The sequence below is a fragment of the Pectobacterium sp. CHL-2024 genome, from assembly GCF_044751765.1.
In the GTDB taxonomy this organism is placed as follows: Bacteria; Pseudomonadota; Gammaproteobacteria; order Enterobacterales; family Enterobacteriaceae; genus Pectobacterium; species Pectobacterium brasiliense.
On the sequence record NZ_JBIXKO010000003.1, the window covers coordinates 308,308 to 325,527 of the forward strand.

General features: G+C 52.7%; 12 protein-coding genes. 6 read left to right on the forward strand and 6 right to left on the reverse strand.

Annotated features, from left to right (window positions below):
- The first annotated feature begins 136 nt into the window (after positions 1-136).
- Positions 137-955 carry an undecaprenyl-diphosphate phosphatase gene (bacA, locus tag ACIPUG_RS08140; protein ID WP_039497762.1) on the forward strand — a complete coding sequence of 273 codons (819 nt, stop codon included), beginning with the start codon at positions 137-139 and terminating at the stop codon, positions 953-955.
- 68 nt (positions 956-1,023) lie between these two features.
- Here the strand turns inward: bacA and ACIPUG_RS08145 are convergent, their stop codons facing one another.
- A complete protein-coding gene (locus ACIPUG_RS08145; protein WP_400338099.1) occupies positions 1,024-2,268 on the reverse strand; it encodes a multifunctional CCA addition/repair protein in 1,245 nt (414 codons plus the stop codon).
- 108 nt (positions 2,269-2,376) lie between these two features.
- Complete coding sequence (locus ACIPUG_RS08150; protein ID WP_039277862.1) at positions 2,377-2,997, reverse strand: TIGR04211 family SH3 domain-containing protein; 621 nt, start codon at positions 2,995-2,997, stop codon at positions 2,377-2,379.
- A 321-nt stretch (positions 2,998-3,318) separates the two neighbouring features.
- On the opposite strand from ACIPUG_RS08150, the gene ACIPUG_RS08155 reads away from it, so the two are divergent.
- The 5 genes from ACIPUG_RS08155 (at position 3,319) to ACIPUG_RS08175 (ending at position 11,538) form a co-directional block, all read left to right on the forward strand.
- Positions 3,319-4,656 carry an inorganic triphosphatase gene (locus ACIPUG_RS08155; RefSeq protein WP_039502006.1) on the forward strand — a complete coding sequence of 446 codons (1,338 nt, stop codon included), beginning with the start codon at positions 3,319-3,321 and terminating at the stop codon, positions 4,654-4,656.
- A gap of 52 nt (positions 4,657-4,708) precedes the next feature.
- Positions 4,709-7,564: a bifunctional [glutamate--ammonia ligase]-adenylyl-L-tyrosine phosphorylase/[glutamate--ammonia-ligase] adenylyltransferase gene (glnE, locus tag ACIPUG_RS08160; protein WP_400338101.1), complete on the forward strand. Its 2,856-nt coding sequence runs from the start codon at positions 4,709-4,711 to the stop codon at positions 7,562-7,564.
- Between the two features lie 120 nt (positions 7,565-7,684).
- Positions 7,685-9,121, forward strand: coding sequence for a bifunctional D-glycero-beta-D-manno-heptose-7-phosphate kinase/D-glycero-beta-D-manno-heptose 1-phosphate adenylyltransferase HldE (gene hldE, locus ACIPUG_RS08165; RefSeq protein WP_039283120.1), 1,437 nt, complete (start codon positions 7,685-7,687; stop codon positions 9,119-9,121).
- A gap of 136 nt (positions 9,122-9,257) precedes the next feature.
- Complete coding sequence (gene ligA / locus ACIPUG_RS08170) at positions 9,258-11,312, forward strand: NAD-dependent DNA ligase LigA (protein ID WP_400338103.1); 2,055 nt, start codon at positions 9,258-9,260, stop codon at positions 11,310-11,312.
- Positions 11,313-11,316: 4 nt separating this feature from the next.
- Positions 11,317-11,538 carry a DUF3820 family protein gene (locus tag ACIPUG_RS08175; protein WP_039486232.1) on the forward strand — a complete coding sequence of 74 codons (222 nt, stop codon included), beginning with the start codon at positions 11,317-11,319 and terminating at the stop codon, positions 11,536-11,538.
- Positions 11,539-11,627: 89 nt separating this feature from the next.
- Here ACIPUG_RS08175 and ACIPUG_RS08180 read toward each other — a convergent pair whose 3' ends face one another.
- The 4 genes from ACIPUG_RS08180 to garD all read right to left on the reverse strand — a co-directional run bounded on the left by ACIPUG_RS08180 (position 11,628) and on the right by garD (position 16,802).
- A complete protein-coding gene (locus ACIPUG_RS08180) occupies positions 11,628-11,984 on the reverse strand; it encodes a FlxA-like family protein (RefSeq protein ID WP_039526591.1) in 357 nt (118 codons plus the stop codon).
- A gap of 323 nt (positions 11,985-12,307) precedes the next feature.
- Positions 12,308-12,733, reverse strand: a complete 426-nt coding sequence (locus ACIPUG_RS08185; protein ID WP_039526589.1) for a FlxA-like family protein — start codon at positions 12,731-12,733, stop codon at positions 12,308-12,310.
- A gap of 168 nt (positions 12,734-12,901) precedes the next feature.
- Positions 12,902-14,437, reverse strand: a complete 1,536-nt coding sequence (locus tag ACIPUG_RS08190) for a PAS domain-containing methyl-accepting chemotaxis protein (RefSeq protein WP_185893755.1) — start codon at positions 14,435-14,437, stop codon at positions 12,902-12,904.
- Positions 14,438-15,227: 790 nt separating this feature from the next.
- Positions 15,228-16,802 carry a galactarate dehydratase gene (gene garD, locus ACIPUG_RS08195; RefSeq protein WP_014916496.1) on the reverse strand — a complete coding sequence of 525 codons (1,575 nt, stop codon included), beginning with the start codon at positions 16,800-16,802 and terminating at the stop codon, positions 15,228-15,230.
- Positions 16,803-17,220 lie beyond the last annotated feature (418 nt).

Consider the following 17,220-nt stretch of genomic DNA (forward strand, 5'->3'; position numbering starts at 1 on the left):
AAGCTCATCGGGACTCATTCGCTTGCCGCCTTCCTGCAACTCGAATTATTTAGGGTGTGTGTAGCGGCTCGCGGAAGTACGCGGCCGCTTTTTTGTGCGCTGCATTTTCGTTTTTATTAGAGGCAAGGATTTTTAGATGACTGACCTGCATTCATTGCTAATCGCATTTATTCTTGGCGTGGTCGAAGGACTGACCGAGTTTTTGCCCGTATCGTCTACGGGGCATATGATTATCGTTGGTCATTGGTTAGGGTTCGCTGATGAGAAAGCCAAGACGTTTGAAGTTATCATTCAGCTTGGCTCGATTCTGGCCGTTGTCGTGATGTTCTGGCGTCGCCTCTTTGGTCTGATAGGGATTCACTTCGGAGAAGTTCCTCACGAGGGGAAAACCGCTGGACGTCTGAAACTGACGCACATCTTGCTGGCAATGATTCCTGCAGTGGTGCTTGGTCTGATTTTTCATGACGTCATCAAGTCGCTGTTTTACCCACAGAACGTGATGTATGCGCTGGTGATAGGTGGCTTCCTGCTGTTAGCGGCGGAATGGTTCAAGCCAAAACAGCCGCGTGCTGTCGGGCTGGATGACATCACGCACCGTCAGGCATTTATGATTGGCTGTTTTCAATGTCTGGCGCTGTGGCCCGGCTTTTCTCGTTCAGGGGCGACCATTTCCGGCGGGATGCTGATGGGCGTCAGCCGCTATGCGGCCTCTGAGTTCTCTTTTATTCTGGCGGTTCCCATGATGATGGGTGCGACCGTTCTTGATCTGTATAAAAGCTGGCATTTCCTGTCGCTGGCCGATGTGCCGATGTTTGCCGTTGGTTTCGTGACGGCCTTTATCGTGGCGCTGATTGCGATTAAAACCTTCCTGAAAATCATCAAACGCATCTCGTTTGTCCCATTCGCGATTTACCGTTTTATCGTCGCGGGCGTGGTTTACATGGTGTTTATGTAAGACTGAGAACGTCGATTTTAGGTAGACCGTTATAGAGAGAGGCCACGCATTAGCGTGGCCTCTTTGTTTCAGGACGCGCCTGATGAATCTGGCTGCTGTGCTTTCCAGTCTGCCAGTGCATGAATACGGCGGCGTGCGAGTTCGTTACGCACGTCAATGCCCTTAAACCCATCGGCGACGACGTCCGCACTGCTGACCTGGCTGGCGACGCGGAAGGCTTCACGCAGATAGTCGCCTTGCGGATACGGGTTCTCTTCAAAACCGGCACGGCCTCTGGCATCGGCTTCGCTCGTGAGCGCTAACTGCTCCAGACGCTGTGGTTTACGCCAGACGTCAATCGCATCAAACAACTTCAGCAGGGTTTTGGGTTGCAGCACCTGCACGGTATGAACCAGATCATGATATTCCGCAACCAGCTTTGCCAAATCGCGAATCGGGTTAGGTACGCGCAGGCGCTGGCACAGTGCTTCAACCAGTTTGACACCCGCCGGGCCATGCCCGTGATGACGTGGCCACAGTTCGGGGGGCGTCAGCCCTTTTCCTAAATCGTGGCACAGCGTAGCAAAACGTACGTCAATCTCAGGGCTGAGACGAGCGGCCATTGCCACCGTCATCATGGTATGAATGCCGGTATCGATTTCCGGGTGCCATTTGGCGGGGGCGGGCACGCCGTACAGGTTATCAATTTCAGGGAACAGCACGGCCAGCGCACCACAGTCACGAAGCACCTGAAAATAGACATCTGGCGACGAGGTGCCGAGCGCTTTTTCCGTCTCTTTCCAGACGCGCTCTGGCGTCAGATAAGCCAGCTCGCCCTCATGCGCCATTGTTTGCATCAGTGCCATGGTTTCTTCGGCAATCTGGAAGCCGAGATGAGCAAAACGCGCGGCAAAACGGGCGACGCGTAGCACCCGTAACGGATCTTCGCTGAATGCGTCGGAAACATGGCGCAGCAAGCGATTATCAAGATCGCGACGACCGTGATAAGGATCGATAAGGTCGCCTCGCTCGGTGCGAGCAATCGCGTTGATGGTCAAATCGCGGCGCAGCAAATCCTGCTCTAACGTGACATCGGGGGCGGCATGGCAGACAAAACCGGTATAGCCTTTGCCAGATTTGCGCTCGGTACGTGCGAGAGCGTATTCATCGCGGCTAACGGGGTGTAAGAAGACGGGGAAATCCTTTCCAACCTGCTGGTAACCCTGCTCAAGCAGGTTCTCCGGCGTCGCGCCGACCACCACCCAATCTTTCTCGGTGACGGGTAAACCCAGCAGGCTGTCCCGAACAGCGCCGCCGACAAGGTAGATCTTCAACGTCGGGCTCCTGAATCAATAACCAATACTTCACCACATACTACCATCTTTGCGCCGTGGCGTTGGCCGCAAAGAAAAATGCCTGCAAGAAGCAGGCACGTGTTCCGATTAGCTCATCCAGCGGTCATTTTTCTTTTTGCGCGGGATGATGTGCGGCAACAGCAGACCCAGCAGCAAGCCTATGCCAGCAACGCCGCCGCCATACATAAACCACTGTAGAATGATGGTGCGCTGCTTATCGTCAAGCTGGACATTTGCCGCGCTGACTTTCTTCTGTGCGACGATAAGCTGTGTTTTCAGATCCTGATTTTCCTGACGCAACCCATTGATAACACCATCGCTGGCTGCGACTTTCTGCTGCATATCTGCGGTGCGTTGGTTCCAGGTCTGATCGATATTATTCAGTTTGTCAGTCAGGTCTTTTACCTGTTTTTCCAGCTCCGGCACCCGCGTGCGCAGGCTCGGCGTCTCGCTAAGCTGGTCGAGAGGAATCCAGGTGGTGCGGTTTTTATCATCACGAATCTGCGCATAGCCTGCACTTTCATTAACGCTGAGTAGCGTGACCTCAGTGCCAGCATTCACCGTGCCGACGATACGATATTGATTGCCCGGACCGCTGTGGACATACGTCAATAACTCATCGGAAATATAGCGTTTTTCTTCCGCCTGTGCGGTCCAGCTTAGCGTGAGCGAAAATAAAGTAAAACAGAGTAAGCCTAATTTCTGCATAAGATCATCATGTTGCGTTAATGGTGGTCCGATAGTAGAGGCTTAAGTCTGACGAGGCAATGTATAAACCGAAATGAGAACAGTCTTAGAACCTCCCCATTAGGGCTATTTCACACCAATAATGCCTGCTGGGATAAGTTCTTAGAAGGCGGTGAGCGGCGTGTTTAAGCGGGGAAAAGCGGTGTTGCCAATAGCAGCTTTGCATAAGAAATGCGCGCTTGTTCGCAGGTGAAAAAGAGTGTGTGCGGTAAGAGTAGTAAGCTGAAGTAAAATGTTATTTACTGACATGATAATGAATGTGGTCTTGGTGTTGTGAATGCTATGAGTGAAGAAATTGAGCTGAAGTTTATTGTTCATCCCGACAGCGTTGAATCGCTGCTGACGCAACTGGCTGACTGGGAGAGTGATTACAGTCAGTATGAGCACATGCGTGCTCAGCGTCTGAGCAATACCTATTATGAAACGGCGGATAATTACCTGCGCCGCAATGGCATCGGCCTGCGTATTCGTGGCGAAAATGAACGCTACGAAATGACGGCGAAAACGGCCGGCAAGGTAATTGGCGGGCTGCATCAACACCCTGAATATAATGTTGAGCTGGAGAAAGCTGAGCTGGATCTCAGCCTGTTTCCGGCGGAAGTCTGGCCGGAGGATTGTGATGTTGAGGCGCTGCAATCGTCGCTCAATCCGCTGTTTAGTACGGATTTTACGCGTGAAAAGTGGGTGTTTACTTACTATCAAAGCGTGATTGAAGTTGCCTTAGATCGCGGTGAAATTCGTGCCGGAGATCTGAGTGAACCGCTGTGCGAGCTGGAGATGGAGCTTAAGGTCGGGCAGACCACCCATCTGCTGGCGCTGGCGAAGGAAATCGCGGAGTTTGGTGGTATGCGGCAGGGCAGCCTGAGTAAGGCGGCGCGCGGATACCATCTGGCTAAAGGTAACCCGGTTCGCGAGTGTCAGCCTCTCAATCGACTGGTTGTGGATCCAAAAACCAATATCGATCAAGCCATCCGCGCGGCGCTGGAATTAGGGTTGAGTCACTGGCAATACCACGAAGAACTGTGGGTAAGAGGGAATGCCTCTGCCCGTGAAGCCCTGCCAGAGGCCAGTGCGATGATGCGCGAAATGTTGGTGCTGGTAGGAGGCGTTGTGTTACGCAAGGTCACCACACTTTTTCGCTCGGCACTCGCGACGCTGGAGGCCCGTCTACAAGGCTCCGACGGCGCGGAAGTGTGCTACAGCGTCGACTACCTGCAAAGTAAGTTGGTACTGACTTCTTGGCTGATCGAGTCTGGCTGGCGTGACCATATGGATAATAAAGATCGCATTAAGCTACAGGGATCGTTCAAACGCTTTGCCGACATTATGTTAAGCCGTAGCACGGCGGATCTGAAAAGCGCTTTTTCCTCTAAATTGACGGAAGCGCAGTACGAACAGCAAATCCCTCGTCTGCAACGTAATATTTGCGCGTTTCTTCTCTTATCCGGCGCTTATCCGGCGGAGCAGGTGGAAGCCTACATTTCACACTGGCGGGTATTGCTCCAGGAAATTGAGCGGCTCGCTGCCGGGCAGGCTCCTTCTGCCTATCTGGAAGCCTACCGTAAAGAGGCGTTGACCTTGCCCCCGTTCTGGCTACATAGCGGCGGACCATCACAGTAACCGTTAACTGCCGCTTGTCAGTGAGGATAGGCGGCGCATCAAGGGAACCCCCATGTCGATACTTCCTTTGCCCGCTTTACCTGTGCTTCTGACGGAACAATCTCAGCGTGCTCTGTCGCGTTTGCGGGAAGCCGCACCTGATGAACCGATAACCGACAGTGACTCTGCTGTTCTGGCATTGAGCGATTTTGTCAGCGATGCGCTTGCACTGCATCCTGACTGGTGGCAAGGGATTCATCAGCAGCCGCCGCAGCCCGAAGAGTGGCAGCATTATGCCGACTGGTTGAGCAATGCATTGACCGATGTTAACGATGAAAATGCGTTGATGGCCGCGTTGCGCCGGTTTCGCCGCCATATGTTGACGCGAATTGCGTGGTCGCAGGCGCTGCAAACCAGTACGACGGAACACACGCTGCGTCAACTGAGTGAGCTGGCTGAGGTGGTGATCGTGGCGGCCAGAAGCTGGCTATATCAGGCCTGTTGTCGCGAGTGGGGCACACCTTGCAATGCGCAGGGGGTGGCTCAGCCTCTGCTGATTCTTGGCATGGGAAAACTGGGTGGGGGAGAACTTAACTTCTCTTCGGATATCGACCTGATCTTCGTCTATCCCGAAAATGGTCATACGCAAGGCGGACGACGCGAGCTGGATAACGCGCAATTCTTCACGCGTCTGGGGCAGCGGCTCATTAAGGTGCTGGATCAGCCGACCGTCGATGGTTTTGTTTACCGTGTGGATATGCGGCTACGTCCCTTTGGTGACAGTGGCCCGCTGGTGCTCAGCTTTGCGGCCATGGAAGATTATTATCAGGAGCAGGGCCGCGATTGGGAACGCTATGCAATGGTCAAAGCGCGCCTGATGGGGGGAATGGACGATGACTATAGTCAGGAACTACGCAGCACGCTGAAGCCCTTTGTCTTCCGTCGCTATATCGATTTCAGCGTGATTCAGTCGCTGCGAAATATGAAGGGCATGATTGCCCGCGAAGTGCGTCGACGGGATCTGCGCAATAACATCAAGCTGGGGGCGGGCGGCATTCGTGAAATCGAATTTATCACGCAGGTTTTCCAACTGATTCGTGGCGGGCGTGAACCAGGATTGCAGGGGCGCTCGCTGCTGCCTACGCTCCAGCATGTAGGAACGCTGGGATTACTAACGCCGCAGCAGGTGCTCGATCTCAGTACCTCTTACCTGTTTCTGCGTCGTTTGGAAAACCTGTTGCAGGCGATTGCCGATGAGCAGACGCAAACCTTGCCGGGTGATGAGCTGAATCAGCAGCGGCTGGCATGGGGAATGGGTTTCGATAACTGGGACACGCTGCAATCCATGCTGGAACAGCATATGCAGGCAGTGCGTCACGTATTTGATGACCTGATTGGCGATGATGCGCCGGACAATAATGATATCCCTGAACATAGCAGCTATAGCAGTCTATGGCAGGACACGCTGGATGACGGCGAACTGGCTCCGCTGACGCCGCATCTCTCGGAAAGTGTGCGTGAAAAGCTGATGCGGACGATTGTGGAATTCCGTCACGATGTAGCGAAACGCACGATAGGGCCGCGCGGGCGAGACGTGCTGGATCAGCTCATGCCGTGTTTGCTGGCGGAAGTCTGCGCTCGTCAGGAAGCGGATACGGTGCTGTCTCGTCTGACGCCGCTGCTGCTGGGGATCGTCACACGCACCACCTATCTTGAGCTGCTGCTGGAGTCTCGCGCTGCGCTCGGCCAACTGATTCGCCTGTGCGCGGCGTCGCCAATGGTGGCCAGCCAACTGGCACGCTATCCCCTGCTACTGGATGAATTGCTCGATGCGTCAACGCTGTATCAGCCGACGGCACCGGGCGCGTATGCCGATGAGCTACGCCAGTATTTGATGCGCGTCCCTGAGGATGATGAAGAACAGCAGTTGGAAGCCGTTCGCCAGTTCAAGCAGTCGCAGCAGCTACGCATCGCCGCGGGGGATATCGGCGGCGTACTGCCCGTGATGAAAGTGAGCGATCACTTAACGTATTTAGCGGAAGCGATTATCGCAGCCGTGGTTCAGCAGGCGTGGGGACAGATGGTGGCGCGCTATGGCCAGCCGTCCCATTTGCAGCATCGTGAAGGCCGTGGGTTTGCCGTTATTGCCTATGGCAAACTCGGCGGTTGGGAGCTGGGATACAGCTCCGATCTGGATTTGGTATTCTTGCTGGATTGTCCATCGGACGTGATGACGGATGGCGAACGCAGTATTGATGGTCGTCAGTTTTATCTGCGCCTCGCACAGCGAGTGATGCATCTGTTTAGCACCCGGACGTCATCAGGCATTTTGTATGAAGTGGATGCCCGTCTGCGGCCATCGGGCGCGGCGGGTATGCTGGTGAGTACGGTAGAAGCGTTTGATGAGTATCAGCGCAATGAGGCATGGACGTGGGAACATCAAGCACTGGTGCGTGCACGTATGGTGTACGGCGAAAGCGGTGTGCAGCAAACATTTGAGTCTATTCGTCGCAGCATTCTGTGTGCAGAGCGTGACGCGGAGACGCTGCGAACCGAAGTGCGCGAAATGCGGGAAAAAATGCGTCAGCATCTGGCGAACAAAGATAAAGCACTCTTCGACATCAAAACGGATGCGGGCGGCATTACGGATATCGAATTCATTGCCCAGTATCTGATGCTGCGTTACGCCGCTCAGGAACCGCGTTTGACCCGTTGGTCAGACAACGTGCGTATTCTGGAACTGATGGCGCAATATGGCGTTATGGAAGAGAGCGAAGCCAATGCGCTCAAGCTGGCCTATGTCACCATGCGTAATGAACTGCACCATCTGGCCTTGCAGGAGTTGTCCGGTCGGGTCAGCAAGGATCGGTTCGTTGCAGAGCGGGAGCAGGTGCTGGTGAGTTGGAATAAGTGGCTGGTAGGAGCGTAAGCTCCTCCTATCTATATGGTCAAATGTGCCGTGCGGTTTAGAGCCGCGCAGCAGTGGCGTGTATGATACGTGCCTATGATATTATTACGCGCATTATGCGAAATAAGCCTGGAGTAGAGGATGAAAGTGACGCTGCCTGATTTCCGTCAAGCGGGTGTATTAGTGGTCGGTGATGTCATGCTGGATCGTTACTGGTATGGGCCGACCAGCCGAATTTCACCAGAGGCACCCGTGCCTGTGGTCAAGGTTGATACGATCGAAGAGCGCCCAGGCGGCGCGGCGAACGTCGCAATGAACATCGCTGCATTGGGCGCGGGATCGCGTCTGGTGGGGTTAACGGGCATTGATGATGCCGCTCGCGCACTGAATGCCAAACTTGGCGAAGTGAATGTGAAGTGTGACTTTGTCGCTGTTCCTACGCATCCGACGATCACCAAGCTGCGCGTGCTGTCACGTAATCAGCAGTTGATCCGACTGGATTTTGAAGAGGGCTTTGAAGGAATTGATCCTCAGCCGATCATCGAACGTATTCAACTGGCGCTGCCAAAAATTGGCGCGCTGGTGCTGTCTGACTATGCCAAAGGCGCATTAGCGCATGTGCAAACCATGATTCAGACAGCAAAAGCGGCGGGTGTCCCAGTGCTGATCGACCCGAAAGGCACGGATTTTGCCCGTTACCGTGGCGCGACGTTGCTGACGCCAAACCTGTCTGAGTTTGAAGCGGTGGCAGGGCGTTGCAAAACGGAAGACGAGCTGGTTGAGCGTGGTATGCAGTTGGTGGCCGATTACGATCTGTCCGCGTTGCTGATTACCCGTTCCGAGCAAGGGATGACGCTGCTACAGCCGGGCAAAGCACCGCTGCATTTGCCGACGCAGGCGCAGGAAGTGTACGACGTGACCGGTGCGGGCGATACCGTAATCGGTGTGTTGGCCGCTGCGCTGGCGGCAGGTAACCCGCTGGAAGAGGCCTGCTTCCTGGCAAATGCTGCCGCAGGCGTTGTCGTCGGCAAGCTGGGGACGTCCACGGTCACGCCGATTGAATTGGAAAATGCTATCCGCGGCCGTGCCGATACCGGATTTGGTGTCATGACCGAAGAACAGCTGAAACATGCCGTTGAACTGGCGCGTCAGCGTGGCGAAAAGATTGTGATGACCAACGGCTGCTTCGATATTCTGCACGCCGGACATGTGTCTTACCTGGCAAACGCCCGCAAACTTGGCGACCGGTTAATCGTTGCAGTAAACAGCGATGCGTCGACCAAACGCCTGAAGGGGCCGACTCGTCCCGTCAACCCGCTGCCGCAGCGGATGATCGTGCTGGGTGCACTGGAAGCCGTCGACTGGGTCGTGCCGTTTGAAGAAGATACGCCGCAGCGCCTGATTGCCAGCATTCTGCCGGACATTCTGGTGAAAGGTGGAGACTACCAGCCACATGAAATCGCCGGTAGTGAAGAAGTCTGGGCCAACGGCGGTGAAGTGAAAGTCCTGAACTTTGAGGACGGCTGTTCTACGACGAACATTATCAACACGATTAAAGCCAACACGTCTCAATCTTAAATGAAATAAAACTGACGGTGCTCGCAAGATTTCGGCACCGTTAGGCCGCAAGCTAATGATTCTCGCTCTGGTAGATCACGGGCGAGAATCATAACAATCACGACGCCGACAGGGCGACACGTCAGATAAAACAGGTATGAAACCAGTGAAGAAAGAACCAGCCGAAGTGAATACGGCCGCACTGCGGGTAGCGGAGTTACGCCGGGTCTTACGCCATCACGAATACAAATATCACGTTGAAGATGCGCCCGAAATTCCTGATATCGAATATGACAAGCTCATGCAGGAACTGAAAGCGTTAGAAGCGGATCACCCCGAGTTGGTGACCAGTGATTCTCCCACGCAGCGCGTGGGTGCGGCACCGCTGGCGGCATTTGAGCAGGTACGTCATGAAGTGCCGATGTTATCGCTGGATAACGTCTTTGATGAAGAGAGCTATCTGGCCTTCAGCAAGCGAATTGGCGACAGGCTGAAAAACGGTGACGATCTGACATTCTGCTGCGAGCTGAAACTGGATGGTTTAGCCGTCAGCCTGTTGTATGAAGATGGCGTTCTGGTACAGGCGGCTACGCGCGGGGATGGCACGACTGGGGAAAATATCACCAGTAACATTCGTACCGTTGCAGCGATTCCACTGCGCCTTGAGGGTGACAATATTCCGCGTCGTGTTGAAGTACGCGGCGAAGTGTTTATGAAGCACAGCGGTTTTGAAAAGCTGAACGAAGAGGCTCGTCGTACGGGGAGTAAAGTTTTTGCCAACCCGCGTAACGCTGCCGCCGGATCGCTGCGCCAGCTTGATCCGCGTATTACGGCTAAGCGTCCGCTGACCTTCTTCTGCTATGGCGTAGGTCTGCTGGAAGGTGGTGAGTTGCCCGCAAGCCACTGGGAACGCCTGATGCAGTTCAAGGCGTGGGGACTGCCGGTGAGCGACAGAATCAAGCTATGTACCGGTCCGGCCGAGGTACTCGATTTTTATCGTCAGGTTGAGCAAACCCGCAGCTCGTTAGGCTTTGATATCGACGGCGTCGTTGTCAAAGTTGATTCTCTGGAACTGCAGGAGCGGTTAGGGTTTGTTGCCCGTGCGCCTCGCTGGGCGGTGGCCTTTAAATTCCCGGCGCAGGAACAGCTGACCTGGGTGCGCGATGTTGAGTTTCAGGTTGGGCGGACAGGTGCGATTACGCCGGTTGCGCGTCTGGAACCGGTCGCCGTGGCCGGGGTTATCGTCAGCAACGCCACGCTGCATAATGCCGATGAAATTGAGCGGCTAGGTTTGCAGATTGGCGATCGCGTTATTGTGCGTCGAGCGGGGGATGTGATCCCGCAGATCGTCGGTATCGTGGAATCTGAGCGGCCAGAGACGGTGCGCCCGATCGTTTTCCCTCCGGCCTGTCCCGTGTGTGGATCTGACGTTGAACGCGTAGAAGGCGAGGCCGTCACGCGCTGTACCGGTGGCCTGATCTGCGGTGCCCAGCGCAAAGAGGCACTGAAGCATTTTGTTTCTCGTCGCGCATTGGATGTGGAAGGCATGGGCGATAAGATCATCGATCAACTGGTGGAAAAAGAGTACGTCAAGACGCCAGCCGATCTGTTTCGTCTGAGCGCTGGGATCATGACGGGGCTGGATCGAATGGGGCCGAAATCCGCGACGAATTTGGTCAATGCGCTGGAAAAGGCGAAAAGCACCACGCTGGCACGTTTCCTCTATGCGTTGGGGATCCGTGACGTTGGCGAATCGACGGCGGCTAATCTGGCTGCGCATTTTGGTTCGCTGGAAGCGCTTTTTGCTGCCGATGAAGAGGCGCTGCTGGAAGTGCAGGATGTCGGTAAAGTCGTCGCCGCGCACGTGCGTCATTTCCTTGAGGAAGAGCACAATCAAACCGTGATCCGAGAATTGACCGATCCCTCTGGTATCAACATTCACTGGCCTGAGGTTCAGGTCGTCAATGCTGAAGAGATCGACAGTCCATTTGCGGGGAAAACGGTGGTATTGACTGGATCGCTAAGTGTTCTGTCCCGCGACGAAGCCAAAGATCGGCTAACGGCGTTAGGGGCGAAAGTAAGCGGCAGCGTCTCGAAGAAAACCGATATGGTGATTGCTGGTGAAGCCGCGGGCTCTAAACTGGCCAAGGCGCAAGAATTGGGGATCCCAGTGATCGATGAGGCGGAAATGATCCGACTATTGGGGGCGTAGACGGATGGAAAAAGAAGACCTGATAGACATTGCCACGATGCAGATGCCGTTTGGTAAATACAAAGGGCGAGTGCTGATCGATTTACCGGAAGAGTACCTGCTGTGGTTCTCCCGCAAGGATGAATTTCCTAAAGGTCGCTTAGGGGAATTGATGCAGATTACGCTGGCAATCAAGATAGAGGGTCTGCAAGGGTTGGTCACGCCGCTGAAGCGGTCTCGTTCCTGATTATCATTTCCTGTCGTAACCTCTGACGAAAAAGGTCGCTTCATTGAAGCGACCTTTCACGTTAACTGGCTACCGATCCCTGACGCAGGCTAGACGTAGATATTAATTTGGTTGTCTGCTGTCGGGCGGTTAACGCCTTCTTGTTTAGCACTTTGAGCCGAAGATGTGGAATCAGACTGCTGTTCTGATTTTTCACTCTGCAAGCGGGCGATTTGTGCCTGTAACGCTTGGATCTGTGCTTGAATGGCCTGCTGCTGTTGTTCGATCAGTTTACGTTCATCATCGCTTTCTGCGCTGGAGGCCGATTCGGTCAGTTTACTCACCTGTTTGGTAAGCGCCTGAACCTGCTTGGTGAGCTGCACAATCTGTTGCTCTGAGGTGTTGCTGCTTTTACTGCTGCTTGCCGTGGTTGTCGATACGCTGATACTGCTGATGGTGTTTGACATTTTCCCTCCTGAAAAGATGCCGATGTACCCGTCATACTTCAAGTTGCAGGTGCGTTGGCTGCGTTTAGTCGCCCGAATCACTTACTTATGTAAGCTCATCGGGACTCCCTCGCTTGCCGCCTGCCTGAAACTCGAATTATTTAGGGTTGATACCCGAATGACTTGGGCTACATGCCTGTGCAACGGCAATTTAAGCACTTTCTCGAAGGGGATATTGTTGGCAATGAAACATGAAATGCTCACTTTCCTGACAGCTCATGTAACAAACTGTATCAGTCAGGAAAGGGAGAAAAAGAAAGAGGGGAATACGCCAGATATTGCAGTTAGACGTAGATATCAACACCGCCTTTTTTGGCTTTATTTTCAGGTGGTTGTGATGTCATTTTTGATGCGGCTTCCATCGCTTTCTTTTCCGCTTCTTCTTTTTGGATGCGGGCAATTTCGGCATAGAGCGCCTGGATTTGCGCCTGGATCATTTGCTGCTGCTGTTTGATGAGTTTGCGTTCGTCTTCACTTTGCGCACTGGCGGCATCTGTGCCCAGTTCTTTTAGCTTTTTGGTCAGCTGTTTGATTTGATTTTGTAATGCGGCAATCTTTTGCTGAGCACCACTGCTGGCAGCTGGTGCAGCTTTACTCTCACCCGCCGATGCAGCTTTACTCTCTGTATTAGATGCAGGCTTACCGGCCGTGGGAGCCGCTGCTACTTTTGGAAATGTGTTCATTACAATCCGGCTGATATCATTGGCCATCACTTCCTCCTGAAATAAGTCAATTCTGCAGTGATTATCGGCAGTTCCGCCCTTTTCTTTACGAAAAATTTACAAAACTACGAGGATGATATGTGCTTGCTGGAGGGAAAGAAAGGGGGGCAAGGGGGCTTTTCTAGTCCCTTGCCCTAATGGATGAGATGACGTTAGTTAACTACCGTACACGTTAATCGCGCTATTCAGCCGCCTTGCCTGAAGATTGAGCCCTTCAGCGGCTTCTGTTGAGTGCGTAACCATATCGGTGTTGCGCTGTGTCATTTGTTCTATCTGTGCAATAGAGGTATTGATCAGGCCCAGTGCTGAAGTTTGCTCATGCGTTGCGTTGCTGATCTCTTTGATCATAGTGGAGACCTGCAAGACTTCATCAACGATGTCGCTGATATGTTTGCCCGCGTTCTCGACCATTATGCTGCCCTGTTTCACACTTTCGACGTTGGCGTCGATCAACGTTTTAATCTCTTTGGCCGCAGAGGCAGAATGCTGTGCCAGATTGCGAACCTCAGCGGCCACTACCGCAAATCCGCGCCCCTGTACGCCCGCACGAGCGGCTTCAACGGCCGCATTCAGCGCAAGGATGTTGGTCTGGAAGGCAATACTGTCTATCACGCCAATGATATCAACGATTTTATCGCTGGCGCTGGAGATGGAATCCATCATGCCGATGGTTTCCTTCATGATATTGCCACCTTTAAACGCGGTGCTGCTGGCGGCTTGTGCCATGGTGGTAGCCTGTGCTGCTGTTTCTGCACTCTGCTGCACGGCAACGGTAATTTCTTCAATGGCGGCGGCAGTTTGTTGCAGATTGGCCGATGTCTCTTCCGTGCGGGTATTCAGGTCGGCATTGTTTTCCGCCAGTTTATGGCTGACGTTGGTGATGCCGTTTACCTGTGTACTGACGTCGTCGACAAGCGAATGCAGGTTCAGGCCAAACTGGTTAACAGAGCGTAGCAGCAAGCCGATTTCGTCTACCCGGTTCAGGTGGACATGCTTTACTTTACGGCCCGATACCACATGCTGAGCCTGCTTCAGTATCATCCTGATTGGCTGGGCAATTTGCTTTTGCAGAAACTGATCCATGATGACGATGAGTAGTAGCGTCAGTGCCAATAGCCACAGCGGATTCATGCCATTGAACGCAAGCAGTGCGGGAATGAGGCCCACCGTTAAGACTGCCAGGCGCAAGCGCCAGCGGACTGACAATTTCTGTAAGAGCGACAGTGGCGAAAAGAGTCCGGTGCGAACGACTAACCCTTTGTAGAACTTACGGCTGCCCGCCTGTTTTTTCTGCACGGCGCTATACAGCGTTTCGGCATGCTTGATTTCTTCGGCATTGGGCGTGTTACGTACTGAGATATAGCCTGCGAGCTGCTCCTGCTGATAAACCGGCGTAACGTTGGCGCGAACCCAGTAGTGGTCACCGTTATTGCGACGATTTTTAACTAATCCAGTCCAGCTATCGCCTTGTTTCAGCGTAAACCACATGTCGGCATAGGCTTCAACGGGCATATCGGGATGGCGCACAATATTGTGAGGCTGGTTGATGAGCTGCTCTTCGGAAAAACCACTGACCGTAATGAAGGCAGAGTTGGCATAGGTAATGTGGCTGTGAATATTTGTCGTGGACATCAATATGGTGTCCATGTCTAACAGATACTCCTGCTGTGTAACAGGTGTATTTAATCTCATTAGAAACCCCGGCGTACGTATCCCGCTCAGTTTCCAGGTTCAGACACGCTGGCCGCTTTTCTCGCCTCAGACGCTCTGGTTATTACAGAGGCTGAAACGCGGTGTCGCTGCCGAATGGTTCGTCCCGTGAAATCTGTCAGGCATATTGCTGTGTAAATATTCAAGTTATTCAAATGGGTATGCTGAAATTTTTTGGGTGGCTTACTCATTTATATAAAATAATGTTATGCATTATTTATGAGCGGGCTATTTACCCTATATTGTGCGTGATGGCGATTTTGTAACTGTATCCGTCATACTTCAAGTTGCATGTGCGTTGGCTGCATTCAGTCACCCGAATCACTTACTCAAGTAAGCTCATCGGGATGCCTGCCCTTGCCGCCTGCCTGAAACTTGAATTATTTAGGATATATATTTTTGTAACAAATATTTCATCAGTGTTAGCACGCTTTTTCAGCACGCGTAAATTTATGATGAGGGCGATTATCTGTCAATTGATTCATTTTATTTGCAATAAATAATTGGTAAGAAATGATTAAAAATAGCTGGGGAGTAAAATAGGGATTATTCTTAATAGGTGTTTTGGGATCGATGAATTTGACGCTAAAAAGAATAACTTGTTAAGTTTTTTTTATTTTTTCTTTGCGTGAATGAAATTAAATGTTGCTGCTATGCTGTTTATTCTTTTAATTACGGCCTTTTTTTCATTTTTATTGCCGCTGAATTTATTGTAGATCAAATAACGCTATCCGCAGACCAGATAATGACGCTGGCCTGCGGAGAACGATAATCAGGTTACCGGCGCTGGATTGAAGACGGCCAGTGCATTATGCAGCCCCCACTGATCGGACCAGGTTTTTTTCTTGCCGCTGGCGATATCCAAAATGAAGTGGAAAAGCTGCCAGCCTACGTCTTCGATCGTGGCCTCTCCGGTAGCAATGGTGCCGGCATCAATATCCATCAGGTCGTGCCAGCGGTTTGCCAATGCGGTGCGGGTCGCCATTTTGATGACGGGGACAGCCAGCAGGCCATAGGGGGTACCGCGACCAGTGGTGAAGACCTGCACGGTGATACCGGAAGCGAGTTGCTGTGTGCCGCACACAAAGTCGCTGGCCGGCGTTGCGGCGTAAATCAGCCCGCGTTTGGTTGGGCGCTGTCCGGGGGACAGGACTTCGACAATCGCGCTGGTGCCGGATTTGGCGATGGAGCCAAGTGCTTTTTCCACGACGTTCGCGAGGCCACCTTTTTTGTTGCCCGGCGATGGGTTAGCGCTACGATCGGTCTGCCCGCTGTCGAGGTAGTTATCGTACCAGGCCATTTCTTCCAGCAGGCGTTTACCGACTTCTTCATTGATGACGCGTGGCGTTAACAGATGAATGGCGTCGCGTACTTCGGTCACTTCGGAGAACATGACGGTGGCGCCGCAGCGTACCAGCAGATCGGATGCAAAACCCACGGCTGGGTTCGCGGTGACGCCGGAGAAAGCATCGCTGCCGCCACACTGCATGCCGACAACCAGCTCAGAAGCCGGGCAGGTTTCACGCTGACGTTTGTTCAGCCGTTGCAGGTGTTTGTCTGCCATCGTCAGAATGTCATCCACCATCGATCTGAAACCAACGTGGTGTTCATCCTGCAAGCGGACAATGCTGGTGTCGTCAAGGGAGATGGCCTGTACGTCAGACGTTCCTTCCAGCAGGCGTTCCGGCTGTAATTTTTCACAGCCCAGACCGACCACCAGTATCTCGCCGCCAAAATTCGGGTTCAGCGCCAGATTGTGAATGGTACGGATAGGAACCACCGCAGCAGGGGCATTGATTGCTACGCCACAGCCATAAAGATGGTTGAGTGCGACAACGCCATCCACATTGGGGTATCTCGGTAATAAATCGCGCTCGATAATTTTGACGACATAGTCCACCACGCCCGCGACGCAGTGCACGCTGGTGCTGATGCCCAGCAGATTTTTCGTGCCTACGCTGCCGTCGGCGTTGCGATAACCTTCAAAGGTATAACCTTCCAGCGCAGGCAGTGCGGGGGGGATTTTGGTCGCTAGCGGTAGGGTTTCCAGCGCGGGAGCCTGAGGCAACTCGACCAGCGATTCATCGATCCAGCTTCCTTTGGCAATATCACGCAGCGCATACCCGATAATTTCACCATAGCGGATGATGGCGCCTGATTTGGCGATATCCACAAGGGCCACTTTATGACCTTGCGGAACATGCTCAATTAATTCCAGATCATCGTTAAAGCGGGTTCCGGCACGTAAGCCATTATTATTAACAACAATGGCAACATTATCAGAATCGTGAACCTTAATATAAAGTGGCTGCTCTTGTGCAGCATTACTTTCTGATTTATCTGACATGATGCAAGCCTTTATTATTGGTTTATCAGAAACGCGGTGATAACTATTATCACGCTATTATTTCATTGCTCGCTAACGAGTATACGTGAGGTTCTCTTCTCGTACATTATGCAATTGACCTAAGCCAGTGCTTTTTGTTTCTGATTTATCAGGCGAAGACCCAATTTTCGGTGAGTTTGATCACATTCTGGCTGTGCACGGTTTTTCAGGAGGAAATGACAATAATGTGTATAAATGTAAAAAGAGAACGGCGGTGTTTTTCGTGAAATACCTCGCATTATATCGTGCAAGTGCACCAACATATTCAAAAGGACATTTTTAATGTTGTGCTTTTAGCTAGTGAGCAGTCAGTGGGTAAAAATTATAATGTTCCTGCGAGTTGAAGATGTCAGCTAATTACTCTGAAGCTATATAGCCT

Bases quoted from the DNA above. Each gene is read 5' to 3' on its own strand.
- ACIPUG_RS08155 (WP_039502006.1), top strand. From the start codon at position 3,319: ATGAGTGAAGAAATTGAGCTGAAGTTTATTGTTCATCCCGACAGCGTT.
- ACIPUG_RS08175 (WP_039486232.1), top strand. From the start codon at position 11,317: ATGGAAAAAGAAGACCTGATAGACATTGCCACGATGCAGATGCCGTTT.
- hldE (WP_039283120.1), top strand. From the start codon at position 7,685: ATGAAAGTGACGCTGCCTGATTTCCGTCAAGCGGGTGTATTAGTGGTC.
- ACIPUG_RS08150 (WP_039277862.1), bottom strand. From the start codon at position 2,997: ATGCAGAAATTAGGCTTACTCTGTTTTACTTTATTTTCGCTCACGCTA.
- glnE (WP_400338101.1), top strand. From the start codon at position 4,709: ATGTCGATACTTCCTTTGCCCGCTTTACCTGTGCTTCTGACGGAACAA.
- garD (WP_014916496.1), bottom strand. From the start codon at position 16,802: ATGTCAGATAAATCAGAAAGTAATGCTGCACAAGAGCAGCCACTTTAT.
- ACIPUG_RS08185 (WP_039526589.1), bottom strand. From the start codon at position 12,733: ATGGCCAATGATATCAGCCGGATTGTAATGAACACATTTCCAAAAGTA.
- ligA (WP_400338103.1), top strand. From the start codon at position 9,258: ATGAAACCAGTGAAGAAAGAACCAGCCGAAGTGAATACGGCCGCACTG.
- ACIPUG_RS08190 (WP_185893755.1), bottom strand. From the start codon at position 14,437: ATGAGATTAAATACACCTGTTACACAGCAGGAGTATCTGTTAGACATG.
- bacA (WP_039497762.1), top strand. From the start codon at position 137: ATGACTGACCTGCATTCATTGCTAATCGCATTTATTCTTGGCGTGGTC.
- ACIPUG_RS08180 (WP_039526591.1), bottom strand. From the start codon at position 11,984: ATGTCAAACACCATCAGCAGTATCAGCGTATCGACAACCACGGCAAGC.